The organism is Hydrogenophaga bisanensis (assembly GCF_042665135.1).
GTDB classification, from domain to species: domain Bacteria; phylum Pseudomonadota; class Gammaproteobacteria; order Burkholderiales; family Burkholderiaceae_C; genus Hydrogenophaga; species Hydrogenophaga bisanensis.
Genome location: NZ_JBHTBX010000023.1, coordinates 1 through 19,552, shown reverse-complemented (window position 1 = coordinate 19,552; position 19,552 = coordinate 1). Strand labels below are relative to the sequence as shown.

Genomic DNA, 19,552 nt, shown 5'->3' with positions numbered 1-19,552 from the left:
CCACCATGCCGACCACGCAGCGGGTGAACACGTCGATGGCAATGGTGAGGTACGGACGGCCAATCGGTTGCCGGTCGCGCTCGTCCACCACGATCAGGTCGATGACCGTGTGGTCGATCTGCACCTGCTCCAGCGGTGCGGAGACTGGCGGAGGAACACCGCCAACACCTTGCAGGATGCGGGACGCATCCTGGCCTTCCCGAAGTCGAGTGGTCTTGAGTGGATCAAGGCTGGCGATCCGCAACGCGACCGTGTTGCGCGCCGGCATCCGCAGCTTTTGCAGCTTGCACACCCGCGCAACTTCACGGTGGAACGCCGCCAAGCTGCGCTTCTGCTTGGTCAGGAAGCGCTTTTGCAGTAGCTCGCGGATGATTCGTTCGACCGACTCCGGCAAGCGGCCTTTACCTTTGCCACCGCTCGACTGTCCAAGAGCCAAATCAGTGACCAGCCCCGAACCTTGCCGGGCACGGCGGATCAGGACGTAGACCTGCCGCCGGGACAGACCCAGCGCCTGGGCTGCTGCGTCGGCCGCTTCATGCCCGACCGTCTCCGACTGCGCCAACGGCCCAATGATCTCCGCGCGGCAGCGAGCACGCTCCCATGCCTGTTCTGACAGGGTGGCTACGCCGCGCTCGGCAATCGGTACGGTATCGGTCGCCATGCTCGCCTCGCTTTGGTGCACACGAGTATTGAGCATAGACGAGTTTCGTGCAGAGGAGTCCTGATATCGGGCTGTCAGGAGCCGTATGCACAGCAGGCTTCATGTCTCGTTGATTGGTGCAGTCGTCTTCTGAAAATGACAGCAGAGGACCGTTGAAGGCCTGTCGAAAAACAAATGTTTTCCGACAGGCCTTGGCCTAGCGCACGCCCGCCTTGCAGCGTTCTGTGAATAGCGCTTAGTAATGACGGCGTATATACTTTGTTAGTATCAAGTGGCAGGAGGCCCCGATCATGTCAAAACAAGCCGTTTTCACGATGAAGCTGGAGCCTGAGTTGCGCGCCGAGTTTATGGCCGAAGCCGAGGCGGCCCATCGCCCGGCGTCGCAAGTGCTGCGCGAGCTGATGCGCGAGTTCGTTCAGCGCCAGCGCGAGTCGCGCGAGTACGACGAGTTCCTGCGCCGCAAGGTCGAAGCCGGCCGGGCTTCGATGCGCGCTGGATTGGGGCGGTCGAACGATGAAGTTGAGGCCGAATTCGCCGCACGGCGTGCCAGTGTGGCGAGCCAGGCGTGAGGGTTGTTTGGACGCCCGAAGCGCAGCAAGACCGTGCCGATGTGTGGGACTACATCGCAGCCGACAATCCGCGCGCGGCGGCCCGGATGGATGAGATTTTCAGCGACGCGGCCGCCCGCTTGATCCAGCACCCCATGCTGGGCAAGCCGGGAAAGATTCCCGGGACCCGCGAGTTGATCCCGCACGAAAGCTATCGCCTGGTGTATCAGATCGACGGCGAAACGGTGTGGATACTGACGCTGGTTCATACTGCCCGCCTGTGGCCGCCTGTGCGCGATTAAGATATGATCATGGCAACAATGAAACGGCGCGTTGACAGACTGCTTTCGAGCCAGACCGCGGTCGGCGGCAGGCGGCCAGTTGCGGACGGTCAAGCATCTTCCCGGTAGCGGACGTTCAATAGTGTCTCTGACCTGCTTCGCTCCCTCTATGAAGGGAGGTCGCTGGCCCATCCGCGCACTCACAGCCTGCCAGTAGGCGCAAATTGGCAGCGCTCCGTCCGGCAGCGCACAGACTGCGGCCGTACGTCCGCGTAGGTTCGCTTCAGCAGTTTCGATTCGAAAGTTCAATGTGATTGCTGCGGGCGGTCGTCGCAGTTGCGCGGAGGCGATGATGCACAAGCACGGGATCGGCAGATAGGTTCTTCGAAGCTGCAAGAGTTAAAACATTCACACATGAAAGATTGAAATGGATACACGATTATTTGCTTTCGTCGGCGCAGACATTGGCCCTTGGCGGATTGTCAGGGCCGAAACGAGAGTTGGCGAGCCCCTGCCTGAAGCCAAAAGGCTCAACGTCGTATCCGCTTCAGAGTTGCAGTCTGAAACCAATGCACCCTGGATACTTCGTGGAATAACCAGCAATGAACGATATGTCATGCGCGCAGAGAAGAATGAAATTGTAGCGAAGCAGCAAGGTCTGGCGCGCCCAGAAGCAACGTGCGGTGCGCTAATACCGATCCGGAAGAACGCAGCTTGGTGGGAGCTCACGCAAGACGAACGCCGGAGCGTTTTCGAACAGTCGAAGCACGTCCAAATCGGGCTTCAGTATTTGCCTGCAGTAGCGCGCAAGCTCCACCACTGCCGCGACCTCTCAGAGAATGAACCGTTCGATTTTCTGAATTGGTTCGAATACGCGCCAATTCATGAGGTTGAGTTCAACAGGCTGCTTTCCGAACTGCGTGCGTCAGAGGAATGGAAATACGTCGACCGAGAAGTCGATATTCGTCTTACGCAAGCACAGGTCTAACCCGCCGATGAACACGGACCCCCAACAGCGGCGCGTTGCGCCGCCGTTTCGGGCCGGTTATCGGCAACGTAGAACTCTCGGATACAGTTGTTCTGTAATAACTTCTCAAGCCAAATTGATTTTTGGAGTGGATATGGAAATGGAATCAAGAATATTTTCGGTAACAGAATATATTCGTCCGTCTGACGGCGAACCAATTCGTTCAGTGGTTCTGGAAACCAAGGACTCAGCAGTTGTTGTTTGGCATGCCCATCCTGGGCAAGAAATAACCGCTCATGTTCACCCGGACGGCCAAGATACTTGGACGGTTATCTCTGGAGAGGCTGAGTATTACCAAGGAGGCGGCAAAGTCGCTCATCTAAAGGCTGGAGATATTGCCATAGCAAAACCTGGCCAAGTGCATGGCGCTCTAAATACTAGTCCAGTGCCGTTTGTATTTGTCTCAGTGGTTGCATCTGGCAACGCGGGTTTTGCGTTGGCTGAAAAATAGTCTTTCTCAAATGTGTGCCCCAGAGAGTTCTAACCCATCCATCAACACGGACGCTGCGCGATGAAGCCGCGCCGCGCCGGCTAACTCCACGTTGAGCGTCAGCTTTCCATATGTCTGGGGGTCTGCAACGGGTCGGGTGCCGTCGCGTGCGCAGTGTCAAAGCTGACATGACTAATACATGAGATGGGCTGATGCTCGCCGTCCGGTCAGGCAGCTGCCCCCCTGCAGGACTCACAGCAGTTGTATGCCACCCGTCATCCGAGACGTCAGTCGGCCTCATCCAGACCGGAACAATCTGGACGTGACGTCCGGCTGGCATTGCCGTGATCGAAATGGCGGCTAGTGACACGACTGTTGGGTCTACCCCATCGACCGGGCGCGGGACAAGCCACGTTGATCGGCTGACGGAATTTTCGGCGGTTCCGGCTTAGAACCCCAGGTTGGGGATGCGAATGCGCGAACCGTCGATATCGAACTGGTCATTGGTGAGCGTGAACCGGTCATGCACGCCCTTTTTGCGGAACTGCGGATAACGGGCGCGACCCGCGAAGAAATTCTGGAACGCTTGGCCCAACTGGATGATCGCCATCTGCGGCGCGTTTTTCGTGACCTCCAGCATCCACGGGAATTGCTCACGCTTGACCGCGTTCAACTGGCGGCGCAGCGCCGCTTGCGATGGTTTCGGCAGGCTGTTGTCGGCCTTCCACGCCTCGTACTGACGTTTCCACTCGGCCAGTGCCCAGTTGTAGGCAAAGCGCGCCGTGCCCGACGCGCGGGCCAAATACGTCGCCTGGGCATTGTTCGGGTCGAGCGCGATGCGGTGGGCGATCAACATGCCGCATTCTCCACGGCGGCCCGCACACCATCGAGCAGCTTCTGGTTCTTGCGCGAACGGCTACCGTACAGGCGGGCGCTAAACACCGTGATGATCTCCAACACATCCTTCCCGTGCATCGCACTGGGGACTGGAAAAGTATGCCCGTTACGGGTATAGTTTGGAGGTCAAGATGACCCACGTCCTCAAGCGGAAGGGCTTTGCACGGTGGCAGGCGGGCGAAAAGCTGCCTGATGCTGCCTTGTGCAAGGCGGTTCAAGAGATGGAAAGCGGTCTGATTGACGCGGACTTGGGCGGCTTCCTCTACAAGAAGCGGGTTGCCCGATCCGGCGGCGGCAAGAGCGGCGGCTACCGCACGCTGCTGTCGGCCCGGATCGGCAGCCGCTACGTATTCCTGCATGGGTTCCCCAAGAGCGACAAGGCGAATATCACGCAGGACGAGAAGAAGGCGCTGCAATTCGCCGGCAAGGTGTTCCTGGAACTGTCCGCCGAGGCTTTGTCGAAGGCGTTGCACTCGGGCGTGTTATTGGAGGTGCATTGTGAGCAAGATCATTGAATCCCTGCGTGGCGACCTGGCTGCGCTCCACGAAGCGGGAGCGATCGGCAAGGTGACGATGCGCGAGTTCGACGCGATCTGCCCGCCGCCGGTGCGGGAGTTCAGTGCTGCCGACATCAAACACCTGCGCGAACGGTTGAAGTTCAGCCAGCCGGTGTTCGCACTTCACCTGCACACCACCGCGTCGACCGTGCGAAAGTGGGAGCAAGGCGAAACCCATCCCACCGGGCCGGCCCTCAAGCTGCTCAACGTCATCGCCGACAAGGGTTTGCAGGCAATTATTTGATCAAGGCAAACGGGTCAGCATTTCCTGCCACAGCGGCCGAAAACACAGTTACGATCTTCAAACCATGTAAGAACAATGGAGGTGACAGGTGGCAGAGAAAAGGAACGTGTTCATCAGCCATGTCCATAAGGACGATCACGGACTCCAGAAGCTGAAGGATCTGTTAGCTCCAAAAGGGATCGAGGTCAGGGATTCCTCCATCCATACAGGGAAGTTCAACAATGCCACCGATGAGCACTACATAAAGACGCAGATCCTTGCCCCTGCCATCAACTGGGCTGGAGTTTTCATTTGCTACGTTTCGCCCCAGACCAAGAATAGCGATTGGGTGAACTGGGAAATCGAATATGCGGCCAAACAGGGCAAGCGCATTGTCGGTGTTTGGGAGCATGGCGAGAAGGAATGCGACCTTCCAGAGGCCCTGAAAGAATATGCCGACGCCTTGGTTGGGTGGAACGGCGATGCGATCATTGACGCGATCAACGGGAAGGACTCGTGGGAAAAGCCAGACGGTGGTGCCTGCGACCCGGTTCCACTCAAGCGGCATCCCTGCTGATGGCTCGCATTCACTCCTATGTGGTGCGATACGACAGTGGTTTCGCGCCCAACCCTTTCTATGGCTACTGCACGCTTGCGACCTGCAAACCCAATATCCGCCGATCCGCTGACATCGGTGATTGGGTGGTCGGCAGTGGCAGCAATGATAGAACTGTCCGACGTGGCGGGCGTCTCGTGTACGCGATGCGCGTTACCGAGGCGATGACATTCGACGAATATGGCGCAGATCCACGGTTTGAATACAAGATGCCGTACCGCAATGGGAGTCGGAAGCAAAGTTGCGGGGACAACATCTACTTCAGGGCCGCGCCTGGAGCCGCTTGGCAGCAGCGAGACTCATTTCATTCCCGCCCCAATGGCACGCTCAACCCGGACCATGTTGCCCGTGATACGGGCGTCAACAGGGTCCTGATCAGTAATGATTTTGTGTACTTCGGGGGCGAGGGTCCGGAATTTCCCGAGGAACTGAAAGACCAGCAAGATCGGCCCTTATGCAAAACGGGAATAGGTCTAACCACCTTTGACGATGCGCAACTGATTGCGAACCTTGAGAAATGGATTCGTAGCTTTGACGTGAGCGGTTATCAGGGCGCTCCATCCGAATGGCTGACTCTTCGCAGGTGACCGATGAAAAAGGAAGGCTCCCTCTTGCTCTCGGATTACGCTGCGGAGATTGCAGCCACAGACGTACTCAACCCGAATGACTTCAATCCTGTCCTCCAAGGTCTATACGGAGAAGTCGGCGGAATAATGGCTACGGCCAAGAAAAGTGTTCGAGAGAGAACGGCTTACCCGGGTTTCAAGAAGGCGGCAGAAGAAGAGTTTGGCGACACCCTCTGGTATTTGGCTGCAATCTGCAGGCGCCTGCAGATTCCTCTCGAAGAGATATTCTCGGAAGCTGCGAACCACGGAAACTTCAAGAATGTGGGCGCTGCAAGTGACATCACCGAAGGTGCGTTAGCCTATATCGCTGTGCCTGTCGCCGCGACTGCTTCGTTGGATGCCACCTTGGTGCGTTTGGGGCAGTCAGCGGCAGCGCTACTTGGAAGTACGCCTGCACGCGCAGACTTGATTGCTTTCGCACGGGCTTACCTGGATGCAATTCATGCGGCCGAACTTGCGTTCTCTGAGGTGGCTCGCGGAAATCTCCGGAAAGCTCGCGGCGCGTTCTTGGAGCCGCAGGCAGAAGACCTGGCTGGCCTTGATTTCGACAGTGAGTTTGGAATTGAGGAACAGCTACCCAGGGATTTCAAAATCCGGGTCAATCAGCGAGGCAGTGGCAAGAGTTACCTCCAATGGAAGGGCGTATTCATTGGAGACCCTCTGACGGACAACATTGCCGATCGCGATGGCTACCGGTTCCATGATGTCTTCCACTTTGCTTATGCAGCAATCCTGCACTGGTCACCTGTGATGCGGGCATTGATCAAGCACAAGCGAAAGAGCAATCCGAAATACGATGAAGAGCAGGACAGTGGTCGGGCCATCGTCGTGGAAGAAGGGCTTTCAGCGTGGATTTTCTCCAGAGCCAAGGAGCTGAATTTCTTCGAGAATCAGGAAAAGGTCTCACTTGGGGTTCTCAAGACCATTGGTGAGTTCGTGAGTGGTTACGAAGTGGAGAAATGTCCGCTAAAGCTCTGGGAAAAGGCAATCCTGGATGGCTATGCTGTCTTTCGCCAGCTCAAGGAAAATCAAGGCGGCTGGATCATTGGAAACCGAGAACAACGCACCATCAAATACATGCCACTTGAGTCTGAAAAATGAAGATCCACCCGTTCGTTGATGCAGTTGCTTCTCTGCAGTTCGAAGACTGCTTCAATCCGTATTCGGATCGTTGTGAAGTTCATGATCGACGCGATGCACCACGTCGCCGTGCTGCTGCACTGTCCGCCATGTTGCGTCGTGCAACCGAGGAACCCGTAGACGCGATATGGATTGGACGAGACCTCGGATATCGCGGAGGACGCCGCACTGGGTTAGCCCTGACCGACGACCTTCACATAAGCCAGCACGCTAGGCGTTGGAATCTCGACCAGGTCGCCGAACGGCCGACGATAGGCAGTGCTGTGGCCGAACGAACCGCCGCGGTCATATGGGGCATGCTGGAACATATTGATGCCCGCATCTTCCTCTGGAACGTTTTCCCTCTGCATCCGCACGAATCAGGAGATCCGTTCACCAACCGGCAGCACAACGCGCGTGAGAGGCGAGCCGGCGAAGAACTGCTCCAACAGCTCATTGTCTTGCTACGTCCCTCTCGCATCGTCGCCATCGGCAACGATGCCGCCGCTGCGGCCCATCGCATCACGGATTCCGTACCCGTGATTTGCGTGAGGCATCCTAGCTATGGAGGACAGACCCAGTTCCAGAGGCAAATCTCGGAGCTCTATGGGCGCCCCATGAGCACTGGGTCGTTGTTTTGACGAGAGGCTTGGCTTCTTAGCGCGCAGCGATCGCCGCTTCAATCCAGCCCGACAGGTTGTCACTGATGTGGTTATAGGCCGCACTGCTCGTGGCCCCTGGTGGATCGTACATGCGGACGACGGTGGATAGCTTTCTACCGTCGTTCAAGGTAAATGAGTCAAATGGATTGGCCCCGGCAACTGATGGTTGCTGGTTGTGGTCCAGCAGCTTATGGACTCGTATCCCCAAGAGTCCCTTGCCACTGTTCCATGACTGCTCAATCTCATATCGAATCCAGGGGCGATTCGCCGTTTCGGCTCCGACCAGAACAATTGTGCATGTCCGTCCTTGCAGCTGATCGTCGATCCAGCGCTTGATTGCGGCCTCGCCGCCTCGCTTCACTTCTTCCCATTTGTTATCGCTTGCTGGTTGGTTGCCCTCAACAACACCAATATTCCGTATCTTGGAGGCGCGCCAACTGTCGCGTTGATAGTGGAAGCTATAGAAGATTTTCCGTGGCATGGCGAGTCCTTTGTTGGATCATGTAAATCTGCAGAGGAGACTCAACTCGCTGCACCTTGAATGTTCAATGCGAGGTGCGTGTGAAAGAGTTGCGCGAAGTCCACATCACCAAGATCCGCATCGGCGAAATAACCTTGATCTTTGGCCAAGTTCAAGGCCGCCCCGCCTGGCGACGGTACGGGCAGAACTTTGGCGGCGGGGTGGAATTGCCTGAAGAGTTCATGCTCGGCTTCCACTCCTTCCATGCCGCCGATGAAAACAGCGGCAACGAGATCATCGCGCGACAGCATTTCTTCCCGCATTAGCAGCAGGCTCGCCTCTCTGTCACCGGCAACTGCATTGGTGAATACTACATTGTGAAAACGGTCGTTTTCTTCCGGGTAACGATCCTTGAAGAACGTGCTCTGATACAGAACCACGGCCCCAGAATAATCGACACCCAAATCCTCACAAATGCTCCAGATCATAGGCGTGATAGCGGGATGGCCTCCCCACACGATCTTGTGCTGACGAATGACGGCCATGACCAGTTCCCTCACAGCGCATTGGATGAGGAATGGATTGGCGGTCTCGTGATACGAGCCGCGGCCGACAAGTGGGACACTGGCTGAAAGGAAGATTGCGCTCACGATTCAGGCCTCCCAGTCCGCAAATTGCCATCCAGCCTCGCTGGCTTTGACCCACCGCGCAGAGTGGATATGCTGGCCCAGCCAGTCCAAATGCCCCAGCCACCGGGGATGCAAGCCAACATGATCGTAAACGACGGCAACCGATTGATCTGGCGAATTGGTGGATGCGTCATGCAACGTGGTCGACGTGGGGACACCAACTGTTGGGTAGACGACGACATTCCGGCCATCCGGCAGTCGGATATAGACCGCCTTGTTCGGTCCAACGCCGACAAGTTGACCGCCAATCGTTTGAATAGCGTTGCGCAAATTGCTCACTAGATTGACGGAACGGACCGCATGGCTTTGGCTGCGAACTTCTTCGAGCTGTAGACAGATTCGCTCCACAGCGCTGTCCGCGAGGCGTCCTGTGGCCGCATCCACTTCGTCGGGCAACAATTCTGCGCGACTGGCGGTGGCTGTTCGCGCAGATGGCGTGCAGTCTGGCCAGCCAACCCGTAAGACGCTGATGCCTTTCGCCAGAGCGCGTCCGAACTCTGCGCTTGTCCAGCGGCTTTCAAAGTAGCCTGGCGTGTCAAGCATCACAAGAACGTCGGAATCGCAAAGGCGATGCCATAGCATCGTCTGAAAATCTTCCGCAGGTGGAATCCCATGCGTATCGAGAAACACATCGAATAGCCGAGCAGATAAGGCGTCAAAGAGCTGCAAGGCTGCCTCACGGGCTTCGCCCCGGCGGTAACTTACGAACACTCGACGCTGGCGAGGTAGCAACCCCGCACACTCAAGTAAAGCGGTCGCGACACGCTGTGACCCGTTGGCGGCATAGGCTAAGCAGTTGAGAGGTCGCAGTAATTCAGGAATCTCTGCGTTAACTCGATTGACGTCGGATGCTATCGGCAGTAGCGGGATGCCTCGCTCCAGCAATGTTGAATCACGAGCAAAACTGAGCCACTAAAGGGCATCCGTCACGCCCAATTTTGAGCCACGTTATCCACCTACCCTGCTGTTTTTTGCAGCAGTGGGGGGCAGGAGTGATCAACGTGAGCACATTGAGCAAATTGCGCCGCATGGTCCACCGTGACCACCTGAGCGTGCGCGAAGCCAGCCGAAGGCTGGGCATCTCCCGCAATACAGCCGCCAAGTGGCTCGAGGCCGACGAGATGGTCGAGCCCCGCTACCCCAAGCGGGCCTCTCTTCCCAGCGTTCTCGATCCCTACAAGGAACAGCTGGCCACCTGGCTAAAGGCCGACAGCCACCGCAACAAGCGCGAGCGCCGTGGCATCAAGGCCATGTTCCGGGCACTGCAGGCCGTGGGCTACCCTGGCAGCCGAGGCCCGGTCTATGAGTTCGCCAAGCGCTGGCAGCAGGCACAGTCCGACGCGCCAACCCGAATGGCCTTCGTACCCATGAGTTTCGAGATGGGCGAGGCCTTCCAGTTCGACTGGAGCTGCGAGTACCTGTTCGTGGGCGGCCTGCGCAAACGCCTGGAGGCTTCGCACACCAAGCTGGCGGCCAGTCGGGCCTTCATGCTCACCGCCTATTTCAGCCAGGCCCACGAGATGTTGTTCGACGCCCATGCCCGAGCCTTTGCGGCTTTTGGTGGCGTGCCGCGCCGGGGCATCTACGACAACATGAAGACCGCCGTCGACAAGGTTGGTCAGGGCAAGAGCCGCACCGTCAATGCGCGCTTCGAGGCCATGACGGGTCACTACCTGTTCGAGCCAGAGTTCTGCAACCGCGCCGCTGGCTGGGAGAAGGGTATCGTCGAGAAGAACGTGCAGGATCGCCGTCGTGGCATCTGGATGGAGGCAGCGGAACGCCGCTGGCCCGACCTGGAGAGCCTCAATGCGTGGCTGCACCAGGCTTGCCTGGACGCCTGGCATGAGCTGCCTCACCCCGAGTGGCCAGAGCTGACGATCGCCGACGTCTGGCAGCAAGAGCAGACGCACCTGATGCCCAACCCTGCGCCATTTGATGGCTATGTCGAGCAGATGGCCAGGGTCACAGCCACCTCGCTGATCCACTACCAGCGCAATCGCTACAGCGTGCCATGCGAGTGGGCCCACACCAGTGTCAGCGTGCGGGCTTATCCCGATCGCCTGGTGGTGGTCGGTGCCAACTCGGAATCGCCAGAACAGCCGGTGAGCCTGCCGCGCAGCTTCGAGCGTGGCCAGACCTTGTACGACTGGCGGCACTACGTCAGCTTGCTCGAACGCAAGCCCGGCGCTTTGCGCAACGGCGCCCCCTTCAAGACCATGCCCGAGCCCTTGCAGCATCTGCAAGCGCACCTGCTTCGCCACCCTGGCGGCGACCGGGTGATGGCCCAGGTGCTCATGGCCATCACCCTGCACGGGCTCGATGACGTGCTGGTGGCCGTGGAGTTGGCGCTGCAATCGGGCCGCGTGAGCGCAGACCATGTGCTCAACGTGCTGGCCAGGCTCAAGGAGCCCCAAGCCGTGCAAAGCCTGCCTGAAGCAGCCTTGCCTTCACTGACGCTGCACGAGCCGCCTCAGGCCGACGTGTCGCGCTACGACAGCCTGCGCCAGTCCCAGGAGGATGACCATGTCCAATGACATCGCAGCAAGCCTCAAGGGCTTGAGCCTGCACGGCATGGCCAGTGCCTGGCCGGAACTGCTGGGCATCGCCCGGCTCAAATCGCTCGACCACGAAGCCCTGCTGCATCAGCTCATCAAGGCCGAGGGTGCACATCGGGAAGTGCGCTCCATGGCCTACCAGATGCGGGCGGCCCGATTCCCGCACCACCGCGACCTGGCTGGCTTTGCCTTTGATCAGGCGCAGGTGGACGAGGCGCTGGTGCGTCAGCTGCACGAGTTCAAGTTCATCGACTCAGCCCACAACGTGGTCTTCGTGGGCGGCCCTGGCACGGGCAAAACACACCTTGCCACAAGCCTGGGCGTTCATGCCATCCGTGCACATGGTAAGCGGGTGCGCTTCTTCTCGACCGTCGAGCTGGTCAATCTGCTGGAGGCCGAGAAAGCTCAAGGTAAGGCCGGGCAACTGGCACATCGGCTCATGTACGTGGATCTCGTCATCCTCGACGAGATGGGCTATTTGCCCTTCAGTCAAGCCGGTGGGGCCTTGCTGTTCCACCTGCTGTCCAAGCTGTACGAGCGCACCAGCGTGGTCGTCACCACCAACCTGTCGTTCTCGGAGTGGGCCAGCGTGTTCGGCGACGCCAAGATGACCACCGCGCTACTCGACCGACTCACCCATCACTGCCACATCGTCGAAACCGGCAACCAGAGCTGGCGCTTCAGGCACTCGACTGCACAACCGTCTTCGATCATCAGAGCCACACGAACCAAAACGGCCAAAGGAGCACCCCAGACAGATCACGCAGTAGACTTATCCACATCCGAACAGTCCATTTCTTCGTCAACTTAGTGGCTCAGTTTTGGACGTGACGCCTGGCTCAGTTTTGCTCGTGATTCAACACTCCAGCAACTTCGCCACGTTGGCGAGAGGTGGATTGTCGCCCCCGAAAAATACTGCAGCGGATGAGCGCTGTTGGTCGGGGTTAAACGCTTCCGGGCGCACCTCCCATCCAACTTCATGTCCTAGTCGCAAGTTGAACATGCCTACGGCAGTTCCGACGATTTCTTCAAGCTCAGAAATCTGGGCGTCGGTTGGCGAACCAAGCACTGCAAGTTGATAGAGGGCGGCCATGCTCTTCCTTGTGATTTCAGTGTTCTCGCCTATCTGACCTTACGAAACCCAATGCGGGAATCTCCTTCAAAGATAGCCGATTTCGGGCGTCCCCGGTCGGGCCGCGCTGTCGTGCTACGCATCAAGCCCCGCTGCGCGAGTCTCGCCCCTGCGGGCTTCCATCGTTCCCTCGCGCCGCTCGGCTGACGCCTCCGGCCCTGCTGGGCCTGCGCGCTCCGCTTGCCAGGGTTCGTGTATGGCATGGGGCGGTCTTGCTGTTTCCCTTCACCGTACCACGGCGTTCTCGCCGTCAAGGGCGGCGCGCGCCATGCGCGCTTGCGTCCTGGCGGCCGTCTGCGACCCCTGACTGCTTGCGCTGCGCCGTGCTGGCACCGGTTCCGGGCAATTCCGCCCGAGCAACCGGAGCACGATCATGTCGCAACTGACCCTCACTCTCGACACCCCGCTGATGGTGCGCGATGGCCGTGGGCGCTATCGGCTGGCGGACGCCGACCAGATTCTGGAAGCCGCGCGCCAGGTCATCGAACAGAAGATGCAGCGCGGCGAGGCGTTCACTTCGCCGGAGGCGGTGAAGGACTACCTGCGCGCCAAGCTGGCCGGCTTCGAGCACGAAGTCTTCGCGGTGTTGTTCCTCGACACGCGCCATCGGCTGATCGACTACGTGGAGATGTTCCGCGGCACGATCGACGCCGCCGAGGTGCATCCGCGCGAGGTGGTGAAGCAGGCGCTGCGGCTCAATGCGGCGGCGGTCATCGTTTCGCACAACCATCCGAGCGGAAACTCCGAGCCGAGCGCGGCCGACAAGGCGATGACCTCGCAGCTTCGGCAGGCGCTGGCGCTGGTGGACATTCGCACGCTGGATCACGTCATCGTTGCGGGGACTCGCACCACGTCATTCGCCGAACGCGGCCTGCTTTGACCATTGGGGGCTTCGGCCCCCTTTTTGCTGCGCCCGGCGGCGCGACTCCGGCCCTCGCGGGCCTGCGCGTGCTGCGCACTTGCCGAAAACCCGGGTGCGTGGAGGTGCGAGGGAGGCGGTCTTGCTGTTCCCTTCATCGTGCCACGGCGTTCTCGCCGTCAAGGGCTGCGCGCCGATGGCGCTTGCGTCCTGGCGGCCGTCGTTGACCCCTGACTGCTTGCGCTGCGCCGTGCCCCGGAAGGGTCGGGCAATTCCGCCCGGCTTCCTTTCAGGAGTTCACCATGAACAACGCACTCATCACCGACGAGCAGCGCATCGTGTTGCTGGCCAACGGCCGCGAATCCTTGGAGAACCCGGACTTCGATCCGGCCCCCGTGGTCAAGCTGTTCACGCCGGACGCCGGCGCGACCTGGCTGCTGACCGAGATTGATCCCGATGACCACGACCACGCCTTTGGGCTGTGCGATTTGGGCCTGGGGATGCCGGAAATCGGCTGGGTCAGCCTGCAGGAGCTGGCGGCCGTGCGCGGGCGGCTCGGGTTGCCGGTCGAACGCGATCTGCACTTCCGTGCCGAGAAGCGCCTGAGTGCCTATGCGCGCGATGCGCGGCTGGCCGGGCGGATCATCGAATGATTTCGCGCGGGGCGTCGCAAGATGCCTCGTTCAAGGTTTCAGGAGATCCGGCAGGCAGTCGGCGAATGCCGGCTGGATCTTACTCACGGGCTTGGCCACGGCCTCGTCGCCGGTGAGGACTGCCATCGTCATGCCGGTCATGGTCGTCAGACCGTTCGAGCTGCGCAGTACCTGTAGCGCAAGATCGACCGGGAAGCCGTCGGCACTGCGCCGCAGTGGATGAATGCCGCCATGCACGAACGAGTTCATGCCGTGCCAGGTCACATCCTTGAAATGCGAAAGCATTTGGTGCGCAGCCGCCGGCGCGCCTTGTCCGACTCGCTTGCCGATCTGCTCAATCATTTCGCTGGCGCCAGGCAAGTTCTTGGCCGCCTGTTCGTTCTGCAGCGTCAGTGGCGCCAGCAGCTTGTCGATCGCTGCGTCGCTGGCTGCGTAGAGCAGCCACATTGCCCGCGTCAGGGCCTCGAACTGCAGGCGCATGAGGCCGACGGCGGACGAGGGTAGTCGCAGCGCCATCAATGCTCGCATCGCTGTTGCATGCTCCATAGCGACCAGGCACATGCCAAGAGCTGACTCGCCACGGGGCGATCCATCGAAATCGGCGTCGCCCAGTAGTTCATCCAGACGTTCGTGCAAGGCATTGGAGCGGTGGAGCATGTGCTCCAAACGATCGTCGTTGTTGATGATGGTTTCCTCCATAGAGGGATCGTAGGACAGTCGTGCGTCCCCGGCCAAGAAACATGGCCGGTCGCGCTGTCGTGCTGCGCATCGAGCCTCGCTACGCGAGTCTCGCCCCCTTCGGGCTTCCATCGTTCCCTCGCTCCGCTCGGCTGACGCCTCCGGCCCGGATTCCTAGATCCGGGCCTGCGCGCTTCGCTTGCCGTGCGGTCGGCGTATTGAGGGGCCGTGGCCATGTCCAGCCGTCTCCCCTGACTTCATCACCTTGTCCGCGACTGTAGCCCGCGGCCGTGTGCCGTCAAGGCGCGCAGGGCCGTGTCCTCGGCTGCGCCTGCGGGCCGCACCCACCCTGCGCTTGTTTCCTTGACGGCCCCCGTCCGCGCGCTCCTGACCGTCGCGGGCGATGAACTCAGGAAAGACGGTGGCAACGAGGTCAACCGGGTTCTTCGTGCCGACCGCACCGAACAGCCGAAAGGCTGGGCTCCGAATCTAGGAATCCGGTGTGCGGTGTGAACAGCAAACCCTTTTTTCTTTGTCAGGAGAAATGCCATGCAACTCGCATCCCGCTTCGCTTCCCGTTCCCCGGTGCTGCGTTCGGAACGTCCCTTGTCGGATGACCAAATCCGGGCCGTGGCCCCGTCCATCTTCGCGGAAGCGCCGCACGAAAGCCGCTCGCAGCGATACAGCTACATCCCCACCGCCACCGTACTGCAAGAACTGCGCGGCGAAGGTTTCGAGCCCTTCATGGTGACGCAGACCCGCGTGCGCCACGACGACCGCCGCGACTACACCAAGCACATTATCCGGCTGCGCCACGCCAGCCAGATCAACGGCCGCGAGGCCAACGAAATCATCCTGCTGAACTCCCATGACGGCACCAGCAGCTATCAGATGCTGGCCGGGATGTTCCGCTTCGTTTGCAGCAATGGCCTTGTCTGCGGCGACACCGTGGCCGACGTGCGCGTGCCGCACAAGGGCGACGTAGCTGCCCACGTCATCGAAGGCGCTTACGAAGTCCTGCACGGCTTCGACCGGGCGCAGGAATCGCGCGATGCCATGCGCGCCATCACGCTGGACGCCGGGGAATCGGAAGTGTTCGCCCGCGCTGCGCTGGCGTTGAAGTACGACGAGGACAAGCCCGCGCCCATCACGGAATCGCAAATCCTGATGCCGCGCCGCCATGACGACGACCGCCGCGACCTGTGGAGCGTGTTCAACCGCACGCAGGAGAACTTGACCAAAGGCGGCCTGTCCGCCCGCGCCGCGAATGGCCGCCGCCAGACCACCCGGCCCGTGCAGGGCATCGACCAAAGCGTGCGCCTGAACCGCGCCCTGTGGCTGCTGGCCGATGGCCTGCGCCAGTTGAAAGCCTGAATCCCCACGCGGCAGGGGCAGGCAGCAGCCCTTGCCGCTTCTCTCGCTGCTGCATCCCAACCGCTAGGAGAAATCACCATGAACGCCGTACTCAAAACCGAAGCCGTCGCCATCGAAGCCGCCTCACCGCTGGAAGTGGCCGACCCGGCCAAGAACCTGATCTTGGTTCCGTTGTCGCAACTGTTGCCGCGCCGCTCCAAGCGCAACGTCCGAACGACCCCGCGCCAGTCCATCCCCGAACTGGCCGCGAGCATTGCCCGCATCGGCCTGCTGCAAAACCTGATCGTCATCCTTTCCGCCGATGGCGAGGCTTACGAGGTGGTGGCAGGCGACCGCCGTCTGACCGCCTTGAAGCTGCTGGCGAAGAAGAAGCGCATCCCCGCCGACTACGAAGTGCCGTGCCTGCTGGTGGCCGATGCCTCCGCCCGTACCGTCAGCCTCGCGGAGAACGTGCAGCGCGAGAACATGCACCCCGCAGACCAGTTCGCGGCCTTCGCCGCGCTGGTCAAGGAAGGCCGGCCCATCGAGGACATTGCCGCCGACTTCGGCGTGTCCCCGCTGGTGGTGCAGCGGCGCTTGAAGCTTGCGAACGTCTCGCCACGCCTGATGGCCGATTACCGGGCCGGTGGCGTGACGCTGGAACAGTTGATGGCCTTGACCATCACCGACGACCACGCCGCGCAGGAAGCCGCGTTCTATGGTGCGGCGGAATGGCAGCGCAGCCCGTCCAAGCTGCGCGAGCGCCTAACCGAGCGCGAAATCGACGCCACGCACGCGCTGGTGCGCTTCGTCGGGCTGGACGCCTACCAGCAGGCAGGCGGCGGCATCCGCCGCGACCTGTTCGCGGAAGGCGATGCCGGAACCTACCTCACCGATACCGCAGTGCTGGAAACGCTGGTGCGCGACAAGCTGGCAACGCTGGCCGAGGACGTGCGCGCCGAGGGCTGGGCATGGGTGGAGGCCGTACCGCATCTGGCCTACGAGGAACGGCGGGCGTTCCAGAACGCCCCGCGCCACCGCCGCGAGCCGACCACTCGCGAGGCCCGCCGCATCGCCTCGCTGGAAACCCGCCTCGAAAAGATCGACGCCGAACTGGAAGAAGCTTGCGACGCCGAGGACGAGGCCAAGGCCGAGAAGCTGGAACAGCGTCGCGATCAGGTGGTCGACGAACTGCAAGACGCGGAGGACGCCTTGCACGGCTATGCCCCCGATGTGCGCGAGGTGGCCGGTGCCATCGTCACCATCGACCGCAACGGCGAAGCCGTCATTCATCGCGGCCTGCTGCGCGAAGCCGAGGCGAAGGCGCTGCGCACGCTGGAAAAGCTGCGGCGCGGTTTCGGCAGCACCGAAGGCGAAGCCGCCAACGACGAGCACGAGGACGCCGACGACGCGCCCAAGGCCGCGAGCCTGTCCGACCGGCTGGCGCAGTGGTTGAGCGCCCATCGCACGGCGGCGCTGCAAATCGAAGTCGCACGGCATCCGCACGTCGCGCTGGCCGCGCTGGTGCATGGCATGGTGCAGACCGTCTTGCAGGAAAGCCACTACGGCCACGACCTGCCGCTCGGCGTGAGCCTGAAAGTGCAAGACCGACTGGAAGGCATGGCCCCGGACTGGCCGGAATCGCCCGCCGCCGTGGCGCTGCGCGAACTGCAACAGGTCGCCGGTGAAGCCTTGCCGGAGGACAACGCCGAACTATTCGCCGCGCTGCTGGCGAAGCCGCAAGACGAACTGGTGCGGCTGCTGGCCGTGTGCGTGGCTTCCACGGTGGACGTGGTGACGCCTCGCGCCACGCCGCACCAGCCCTGCGCGGAACTGGCGCAGGCCGTGGGCCTCGACATGGCTGCATGGTGGAAGCCGACCGCAGAAGGCTACTTCAAGCACGTTTCCAAGGCCGCGATCCTGCAAGCCGTGGGCGAGTACGCGCCGGAGCAGGTTTCCCGGCTGGCGAAGTTGAAGAAGGCCGACATTGCCAGCGAAGCCGAACGGCTGGCCGATGGCACGGGCTGGATGCCCGCGATCTTCAAGGCCGAAGGCCCGCAGCAAGCCACGCCGGAAGATGGCCCGCAGCAGGACGCCCCGGAGGATGCCGAGGCAATGGCGGATGAACCCGCCGAGGCGCTGGCCGCTTGACCCGTGCAGAAAGCGAGCGCCCCCGCATCGACCGGGGCGCTTCGCTTGGAAGGAGATAAGCACCGCGCCCAGGCCGTTCCGCCCTGGGCGCGGTGGATGCAAAAATCCGGGCGCGGCAGTGGCCGCGCCCGGTGTCGAAGGCCAACAGCCGAACCAGAACGTCGCCGCCTTCGCGGTTGCTCAGGCGGCGACGTTGAAGGCATTCTTGATTGCTCGCTGCGCGAACAATCATCCAAGGCAGCACAATCCTGGCATGCCCGCAGAACGGCCCATCTCCATCGACGTTATTCGCAAAGCCCTCGAACGCTCGGGATACCTGATGAAGTCCCGTGTTGTGCGTATGCTCGCGGAAGCGGATTTCTTCGTGGAGCCGAATGTCACGCACAAAGGTCCTCACGGCGCGGCGCAGGGAATTGACCTCACTGCGGAGGCCGCTGGAGGATCGAATCGCCGGGGTGTTTGCGTCAAGACGACGTTCGTGATCCAGACTGTCAACAACGTTCATCCTATAGTTCTCCTGACAGAGCGGCCTTCGACGCCAAACGCAGACTTCGAGAGCTACATCAAGTTCGGTACAAGCCCGGCTCCTTGTCCCTTCTTGAACCAAATTCATCCCTACGAGGAGAGGGCCGCAGATTGGCACAACCTGTTCTCGGAAATTTGCGTGCTGGACAAGCTGGATGGCGGTGATGAATTCACGGCATGTCGGTCGGACGGCATGCGCTCGTCGCTGCTCAAGGCGAGCCAGTACACGGAAGACGAGGTGAGTGCATTCGGCGAGTGGGTGGCTGAGGAAACGGGGCGGTATTGGCGCTTGTTCTTCTGGCATCCCATCGTGGTCGTGAGCGGCCAGCTTCTGACCGCAAAGGTGACAGCGGACGGAACAGTGCAATTGCAGGAAGTGCCGCTGGCCAGACTGGAGTTCAACTGGCACGACGGTGAAGATCGGAAGACGACAGTGATGGAGGTTGTCCGAGAGGATTTCCTGCTGGAACGTCTCGATTCGATACGTGCGCAGGACGACGCCATCGAGGCGCGCATTCACGCGATCAAGTTGGCGCAAGAGCCTGAAACTGACTGACAGCCAAGGCGGAGCAGATCCAGCGACAACCCCGGGCGTGTCGGCGCGATGCGCCGCCGGGCTTTCGGGCTACGCCCCGTGCCGTCCTTGCCGTCCTTGCCGTCACGGCCATTCGGCTTCAATCCCTCACGCCTTCGCGCCTGCGGCGCTGCGCGCTTCGCTTGCCTCTAGGGAAGGTCTGCATAACCCTGCCGCCACCCGCGTGATGTGAGACATTGCCGACATGAAGCAAATGAGCCTGGGCGAGAGCGGATACGAGCGCAAGACCAAGCGCACGCGCAAGCGCGAGTTCCT

The 19,552-nt window shown here is 60.8% G+C and carries 23 protein-coding genes and 2 pseudogenes; 17 read left to right on the top strand and 8 right to left on the bottom strand.

Annotated elements, in window-relative coordinates:
- Positions 1-697 (bottom strand): annotated as a pseudogene (locus tag ACFQNJ_RS19065) (Mu transposase C-terminal domain-containing protein); the annotation flags it as partial.
- A 254-nt stretch (positions 698-951) separates the two neighbouring features.
- Between ACFQNJ_RS19065 and ACFQNJ_RS19060 the strand changes: the two are divergent.
- The 4 genes from ACFQNJ_RS19060 to ACFQNJ_RS19045 all read left to right on the top strand — a co-directional run bounded on the left by ACFQNJ_RS19060 (position 952) and on the right by ACFQNJ_RS19045 (position 2,968).
- Complete coding sequence (locus tag ACFQNJ_RS19060; protein WP_011342941.1) at positions 952-1,230, top strand: hypothetical protein; 279 nt, start codon at positions 952-954, stop codon at positions 1,228-1,230.
- Complete coding sequence (locus tag ACFQNJ_RS19055) at positions 1,227-1,511, top strand: type II toxin-antitoxin system RelE/ParE family toxin (protein WP_011342942.1); 285 nt, start codon at positions 1,227-1,229, stop codon at positions 1,509-1,511. The genes ACFQNJ_RS19060 and ACFQNJ_RS19055 overlap by 4 nt, the downstream gene beginning before the upstream one ends.
- Before the next feature lie 406 nt (positions 1,512-1,917).
- Positions 1,918-2,478 (top strand): chlorite dismutase family protein, encoded by a 561-nt coding sequence (locus tag ACFQNJ_RS19050; RefSeq protein ID WP_011514928.1) that lies wholly within the window; start codon positions 1,918-1,920, stop codon positions 2,476-2,478.
- A gap of 133 nt (positions 2,479-2,611) precedes the next feature.
- Positions 2,612-2,968 carry a cupin domain-containing protein gene (locus tag ACFQNJ_RS19045; RefSeq protein WP_012435589.1) on the top strand — a complete coding sequence of 119 codons (357 nt, stop codon included), beginning with the start codon at positions 2,612-2,614 and terminating at the stop codon, positions 2,966-2,968.
- Between the two features lie 427 nt (positions 2,969-3,395).
- Here ACFQNJ_RS19045 and ACFQNJ_RS19040 read toward each other — a convergent pair whose 3' ends face one another.
- Positions 3,396-3,803: an RNA-guided endonuclease InsQ/TnpB family protein gene (locus ACFQNJ_RS19040; RefSeq protein ID WP_382260298.1), complete on the bottom strand. Its 408-nt coding sequence runs from the start codon at positions 3,801-3,803 to the stop codon at positions 3,396-3,398.
- Positions 3,797-3,913 (bottom strand): annotated as a pseudogene (locus ACFQNJ_RS19035) (IS607 family transposase); the annotation flags it as partial. The gene ACFQNJ_RS19040 and the pseudogene ACFQNJ_RS19035, both read right to left, overlap by 7 nt.
- Positions 3,914-3,975: 62 nt before the next feature.
- Here ACFQNJ_RS19035 and ACFQNJ_RS19030 point away from each other — a divergent pair.
- The 6 genes from ACFQNJ_RS19030 to ACFQNJ_RS19005 all read left to right on the top strand — a co-directional run bounded on the left by ACFQNJ_RS19030 (position 3,976) and on the right by ACFQNJ_RS19005 (position 7,626).
- On the top strand, positions 3,976-4,359 hold the full coding sequence (locus ACFQNJ_RS19030; RefSeq protein WP_382260296.1) for a type II toxin-antitoxin system RelE/ParE family toxin: 384 nt from the start codon (positions 3,976-3,978) through the stop codon (positions 4,357-4,359).
- On the top strand, positions 4,343-4,645 hold the full coding sequence (locus ACFQNJ_RS19025) for a helix-turn-helix domain-containing protein (RefSeq protein ID WP_011805820.1): 303 nt from the start codon (positions 4,343-4,345) through the stop codon (positions 4,643-4,645). Before ACFQNJ_RS19030 ends, ACFQNJ_RS19025 begins: the two co-directional genes overlap by 17 nt.
- A gap of 88 nt (positions 4,646-4,733) precedes the next feature.
- Complete coding sequence (locus ACFQNJ_RS19020; RefSeq protein WP_013721787.1) at positions 4,734-5,201, top strand: TIR domain-containing protein; 468 nt, start codon at positions 4,734-4,736, stop codon at positions 5,199-5,201.
- On the top strand, positions 5,201-5,827 hold the full coding sequence (locus tag ACFQNJ_RS19015; RefSeq protein WP_382260293.1) for an Nmad2 family putative nucleotide modification protein: 627 nt from the start codon (positions 5,201-5,203) through the stop codon (positions 5,825-5,827). Before ACFQNJ_RS19020 ends, ACFQNJ_RS19015 begins: the two co-directional genes overlap by 1 nt.
- A 3-nt stretch (positions 5,828-5,830) precedes the next feature.
- Positions 5,831-6,967, top strand: coding sequence for a nucleoside triphosphate pyrophosphohydrolase family protein (locus ACFQNJ_RS19010; RefSeq protein ID WP_011805823.1), 1,137 nt, complete (start codon positions 5,831-5,833; stop codon positions 6,965-6,967).
- Positions 6,964-7,626, top strand: a complete 663-nt coding sequence (locus tag ACFQNJ_RS19005; RefSeq protein ID WP_011805824.1) for a uracil-DNA glycosylase — start codon at positions 6,964-6,966, stop codon at positions 7,624-7,626. Before ACFQNJ_RS19010 ends, ACFQNJ_RS19005 begins: the two co-directional genes overlap by 4 nt.
- 16 nt (positions 7,627-7,642) lie before the next feature.
- On the opposite strand, the gene ACFQNJ_RS19000 is transcribed toward ACFQNJ_RS19005, so the two are convergent.
- From ACFQNJ_RS19000 to ACFQNJ_RS18990, 3 genes are read right to left on the bottom strand one after another with little or no spacing between them, the layout of a single operon-like run.
- Entirely contained in the window at positions 7,643-8,128 is a 486-nt protein-coding gene (locus ACFQNJ_RS19000; RefSeq protein WP_011805825.1) for a TIR domain-containing protein, read from the bottom strand.
- A gap of 41 nt (positions 8,129-8,169) precedes the next feature.
- On the bottom strand, positions 8,170-8,757 hold the full coding sequence (locus tag ACFQNJ_RS18995) for an SLOG domain-containing protein (protein ID WP_013721786.1): 588 nt from the start codon (positions 8,755-8,757) through the stop codon (positions 8,170-8,172).
- 3 nt (positions 8,758-8,760) lie between these two features.
- Entirely contained in the window at positions 8,761-9,507 is a 747-nt protein-coding gene (locus tag ACFQNJ_RS18990) for a toll/interleukin-1 receptor domain-containing protein (protein ID WP_382260302.1), read from the bottom strand.
- Positions 9,508-9,797: 290 nt separating this feature from the next.
- On the opposite strand from ACFQNJ_RS18990, the gene istA reads away from it, so the two are divergent.
- The gene (istA, locus tag ACFQNJ_RS18985) at positions 9,798-11,330 is read left to right on the top strand and encodes an IS21-like element ISAav1 family transposase (RefSeq protein ID WP_016495558.1); all 1,533 of its coding nucleotides are present in this window, start codon (positions 9,798-9,800) and stop codon (positions 11,328-11,330) included.
- Positions 11,320-12,162, top strand: a complete 843-nt coding sequence (gene istB / locus ACFQNJ_RS18980; RefSeq protein ID WP_016495557.1) for an IS21-like element ISAav1 family helper ATPase IstB — start codon at positions 11,320-11,322, stop codon at positions 12,160-12,162. The genes istA and istB overlap by 11 nt, the downstream gene beginning before the upstream one ends.
- 45 nt (positions 12,163-12,207) lie before the next feature.
- Here the strand turns inward: istB and ACFQNJ_RS18975 are convergent, their stop codons facing one another.
- On the bottom strand, positions 12,208-12,444 hold the full coding sequence (locus tag ACFQNJ_RS18975) for a hypothetical protein (RefSeq protein WP_382260289.1): 237 nt from the start codon (positions 12,442-12,444) through the stop codon (positions 12,208-12,210).
- A 412-nt stretch (positions 12,445-12,856) separates the two neighbouring features.
- On the opposite strand from ACFQNJ_RS18975, the gene radC reads away from it, so the two are divergent.
- Together radC and ACFQNJ_RS18965 are read left to right on the top strand one after the other, a co-directional pair.
- Positions 12,857-13,363: a RadC family protein gene (gene radC / locus ACFQNJ_RS18970; protein WP_013721784.1), complete on the top strand. Its 507-nt coding sequence runs from the start codon at positions 12,857-12,859 to the stop codon at positions 13,361-13,363.
- Between the two features lie 281 nt (positions 13,364-13,644).
- Positions 13,645-13,995, top strand: coding sequence for a DUF2958 domain-containing protein (locus tag ACFQNJ_RS18965; RefSeq protein WP_013721783.1), 351 nt, complete (start codon positions 13,645-13,647; stop codon positions 13,993-13,995).
- 30 nt (positions 13,996-14,025) lie between these two features.
- Here ACFQNJ_RS18965 and ACFQNJ_RS18960 read toward each other — a convergent pair whose 3' ends face one another.
- The gene (locus ACFQNJ_RS18960; RefSeq protein WP_382260286.1) at positions 14,026-14,694 is read right to left on the bottom strand and encodes a DUF6988 family protein; all 669 of its coding nucleotides are present in this window, start codon (positions 14,692-14,694) and stop codon (positions 14,026-14,028) included.
- 528 nt (positions 14,695-15,222) lie between these two features.
- Between ACFQNJ_RS18960 and ACFQNJ_RS18955 the strand changes: the two genes are divergently transcribed.
- The 3 genes from ACFQNJ_RS18955 to ACFQNJ_RS18945 all read left to right on the top strand — a co-directional run bounded on the left by ACFQNJ_RS18955 (position 15,223) and on the right by ACFQNJ_RS18945 (position 19,258).
- A complete protein-coding gene (locus tag ACFQNJ_RS18955) occupies positions 15,223-16,047 on the top strand; it encodes a DUF932 domain-containing protein (RefSeq protein WP_382260284.1) in 825 nt (274 codons plus the stop codon).
- 78 nt (positions 16,048-16,125) lie between these two features.
- Entirely contained in the window at positions 16,126-18,177 is a 2,052-nt protein-coding gene (locus ACFQNJ_RS18950) for a ParB/RepB/Spo0J family partition protein (protein ID WP_382260282.1), read from the top strand.
- 118 nt (positions 18,178-18,295) lie between these two features.
- The gene (locus tag ACFQNJ_RS18945; protein ID WP_382260280.1) at positions 18,296-19,258 is read left to right on the top strand and encodes a hypothetical protein; all 963 of its coding nucleotides are present in this window, start codon (positions 18,296-18,298) and stop codon (positions 19,256-19,258) included.
- Positions 19,259-19,552 lie beyond the last annotated feature (294 nt).